This window comes from Teichococcus wenyumeiae (genome assembly GCF_003696345.1).
Lineage (GTDB): Bacteria > Pseudomonadota > Alphaproteobacteria > Acetobacterales > Acetobacteraceae > Pseudoroseomonas > Pseudoroseomonas wenyumeiae.
On record NZ_RFLX01000106.1, the window covers coordinates 1 to 3819 of the forward strand.

4 protein-coding genes are annotated in these 3819 nt (G+C 63.3%); all 4 read right to left on the minus strand.

Going from position 1 to position 3819, the window contains the following annotated elements; translation table 11 throughout:
- Nucleotides 1-93 precede the first annotated feature (93 nt).
- Nucleotides 94-1338, minus strand: coding sequence for a sensor histidine kinase (locus tag EBE87_RS27835; protein WP_147465065.1), 1245 nt, complete (start codon nucleotides 1336-1338; stop codon nucleotides 94-96).
- 170 nt (nucleotides 1339-1508) lie between these two features.
- Nucleotides 1509-1727: a hypothetical protein gene (locus EBE87_RS27840; RefSeq protein WP_120641270.1), complete on the minus strand. Its 219-nt coding sequence runs from the start codon at nucleotides 1725-1727 to the stop codon at nucleotides 1509-1511.
- A 200-nt stretch (nucleotides 1728-1927) separates the two neighbouring features.
- Entirely contained in the window at nucleotides 1928-2968 is a 1041-nt protein-coding gene (locus EBE87_RS27845; protein WP_233560275.1) for an alpha/beta fold hydrolase, read from the minus strand.
- A gap of 410 nt (nucleotides 2969-3378) precedes the next feature.
- A partial coding sequence (locus tag EBE87_RS30190; protein ID WP_233553593.1) for a hypothetical protein occupies nucleotides 3379-3819 on the minus strand: 441 nt, incomplete at its 5' end.

Below are 3819 nucleotides of genomic sequence, written 5' to 3' on the forward strand. Positions count from 1 at the left end.
ATCGCGGCGCCTGCGCTGTGATGGGCTTGAGCCCCGGCTGGATCTCCAGCCGGGGCTTTTTCTATGGGTTCAGGCTTGGCAGGGCCACGCCTTTCAAAGCTGGTCGCTATGGCCCGGTACGGTGTTGGGATCTGGGAAGGTCACGCTTACCGCGGTCCCCGTGCCATCCTGCCGGCTCACCAGCTCCACCTTGCCTTGGATCTGCTGCGCCAGGGTCTCGATCAGCTTGAGGCCCAGTGCGCCCTGCCGCCGCGACGGCGGCAGGCCAATGCCATCATCCTCGATCCTCAGCCTGGCCAAGCCACCGTCAGGAAGGCTGAGATTGACCAGGATCCGGCCCCGGCGCCCCTCCGGAAAGGCATATTTGAAGGCGTTGGTCAGGGCCTCGCCGACGATGAGCCCGAGCGGAATGACGACGTCTGGCGCCCAGACGGCCTCCTCGTCGGCCTCGACTTCGACCTCGACCTGACCCGGCGAGGTCACCAGCCCCTCCAGCATGCTCCGGCCCAGTCGCAGCAAATAGGGCGCGACTTCGATCGTATTCGGCGTCTCGCTCTGATAAGCCAGCAATTCATGCACCTCGCCGATGCGCAGGAGCCGCCCTACGGCCACGGCCAGCGCTGCCTGTACCGGGGGTTCTGACTGCCGGGCCTGGAGCTGCAACAGCGCCGTCGCGAGCTGCAGCGCATTCTTGGTACGGTGATGGACCTCCTGCACCAGGAAGTCGCGGAACTTCAGCGCCACCTCGCCTTCGGCCAGGCTCTCCCGCAGCAGCGCCTCCGTGCGCCGGCGCCGCTCGACCTCTTCCTCCAGCTTGTCCTTGGCAGCTTGCAGGCGCTTCGTGCGGGTTGCCACGCGCCGGTCCAGTGTTGCTTTTGCTTCCCGCAGGCCCTGCACCCGCTGCACCCGGTCGGTGATGTCCAGGAAGGACACGAAGTGGCGGACGACGCGATCGTCCTCCACCATCGGATCCACCAGGGCCGCTACCCAGATCTCCCGGCCATCCTTGGTGTGAAACAGGATATCCTCGGTGAACTCGCGGCGGGCCGCCACGGCCTGCTTGATCCGATCCACCACACTGGGGTCGGCGTGCCGCCCGATCAGAAAGAAGTAATCCTGTCCCAGCACCTCTTTCCGGTCATAGCCGCACATCTGCAGGAACGCGGCGTTGCAGTAGACGATCGGGTTGCCTGCGACGTTCGGGTCCGAGATCGCCATCGGCATGCGGGTGGCGTCAAAGGCTTCGACGAAGGGACCACCCAGGGCTGCCAGGTCCACAACAGCGCGTTCTGACTTGGCTTGACCCTCGCGTGTGCGGGACTGCTTTTGCGCAGGCACGGCGTTCTCCTCAGGCTGGTGCAGGATTAGGGAGCAGCGTAGATGGTATGGCGGTGCCGCTTGGACGCTCTTGAGCCACGCGCCGATGCGGGCCGCCCATTTGCGCGACAGCTACCACCATCAAGGCCTGATGGCGCACCAGTCCGGCTTTGGCGTGCAGGCGCGGCGCTTTATTCCTGCCGCAGACCATCCAACACACCTTCAAGACAGCGCTGCGTCGTGTAGCTGGACAGGAGCAGCTCCAGCGTCCATGGCAAGATCGGTTTCCCGGCATGGCGCAGCTGCTCAACATCCATGATGTGCTGCGTGAGCCGTTCCGCACCTTCGCTCACACGATGCTCGAACTGTGCCAGAACAATGTTCCGCTGAATACTCATGATGCCTGTCATTCAGGGCCATCGCCGTGGCGCCCGCCGCGATGCCTCTGATGCTACTCTGCGGATGCTAGAGCGATAGCATATCCATTGCAGAATAGCCAAGAAAGTAGCAGTCCTTGCTGCCTTTTGGCACCTGCAAGGACCCATATACGAGGCTGAAAGGTCGTCATGCTGAATAGAGGAAAGGTAGACCCGCTGTAGAGCGCAGGCGCTTATCCTATATCGGTCGTGTGTTCTTCCGCGGTCACAGCCGAAGCCGTCATGGCAGCAGAGACCGGTTGCCCTGGTGCCGCGATCGCCTCGATGGCCTGGCCAACCAGATCAGGTGCGCCGTGATGAACCATGTGACCGAGGCCTGAAACAACCTGGAGACTGCTTGCGGCTATCTCGCGGTGCAGCCGGGCGGATTGCCGGTCCCTGTCCACGACCATATCCTCGGCACCGGCAATGATGGAGACCGGCAGCCGGCTGAGTTCGCCATAACGCTCCACAAGGGCCACTGCCGCTGGGATCATCGCCGCGGCATCCTCGGCGCTGGCTTTGATCTGCCAAGGCCGCAGCATCATGCCGGTCGGCACCGCGCTCGTGAACGCGGCTGGCACCGGGGCCGGCGCGAACATCGTCCGAACCATCATCGGCGCCATGAGGCGCCCGACCAGTGGACCGACGGTGTAGCGGATCGCGTCACCGAGCACCGGAAGGGCAGTCGGTGATATCATGGCAACGTCGGCTCGAGCCGTCGGGAAGTAGTAGCCCGACAGCAGCACAAGGCCTCCCACCGCCTCGGGATGGTTGAGGGCGAGGGCCAGCGCCGTCAAGGTGCCCCAGGAGTGGCCAACCACGATCGCGCGCCGAATCCCGAGGCGGGCGAGAGCCTCCGCCAGAACGGCGGCCTGAGCCTCCGCCGTCCATGGCCGGTCGCGTGGGCGCTCACTATACCCATAGCCAGGCCGGTCGAAGGCCAGCACCCGGTGTCGTTCAGCGGCCAGGCCGAACACGCCACTCGCGACATAGTCTTCCGCTTGGACTGCATTGCCATGCAGCAGCACGACCGGCGGGCCACCTATTCCTGCTTCGAGGTAGTGCAGTCGAATGCCGCCTGCATGGATGAACCGCCCGGCCGGCGGATGCTCCCTCTCAGCCCGTCGAGCATTGGCGCGAACCTGCAGGGCCATTCCGGCCAGGGCTGCGGCTGCGGCAGCAAGGCCCACCGTCACACGGGATGACGCCATCGGGATCCCTTTACCTGTCATGGCCGGATATTTCCAGGTTCAGCCCACAGAATGCCCTCATGCGAGACGATCCCGTACGATCGTTGAACGAGCAGGTTCAAGGTGGGTTTCAAGCGCATACTTTGTGGACGAGCCGTGTAACCGCCACACGGTGTTGACTACGGCATCTACCGATCAGCAGCCCTGCAAGTATTTTTTACTAGGTCGGCAAAGTCAGCTGGCAAGCGTGCTATTCTAGGAGGGCGAGGTAGGCGGCGGGATTGGGTGCGTAGTGTCCGCGCGTATCGCCGCTGTTCGAGACGGCGGCGGAGTTCAGCCCAGCGTTCTTTGCTGGCACGGCCGAGTTCACGCGAGCCCGGCGGGCGCAACCTGGTGGCGGTAGCCGCGATCAGTCGAGCCACCAAGGCTACCTGCTAGCCGCCTTCATCGGGCTAGGTGGACATGACAGCGTCTCGTTGAACCCTGATCTCCGAAGCGAAGGCAGCAGGGCAGATCAACAGCAGCAAAGGAGCATTCAAATGCCGGACGATGATGGTAATCGAGGGTGGTGGAGATCGCCGCTCAATGCCTTGATGGTCAGCGCTGCTGCGATCGTCGGCATGATCGTCATCGGCACCGCAGTTGTGCTCTGGTTCATCTTTTGAACCGCCATCGCCGCGTGTCTCGCAGGGCCTGATCAGGATTTGTGGCGGGTGAGCATTAACAATCAGCTCAGCGGCCGGCGCAGAAGTGTAGAGGGGAACGGCGCCGGGCGTCAGTCGTGGGTTGCGATAACCCGGTGCCGTTAATGGGGTTTCTGCCTGAGCTTCTAGAAAATCTTCTACAAAGACCTCCTGGATATGTGCCTCACCGCTCCTGGAAACACAGGCTAA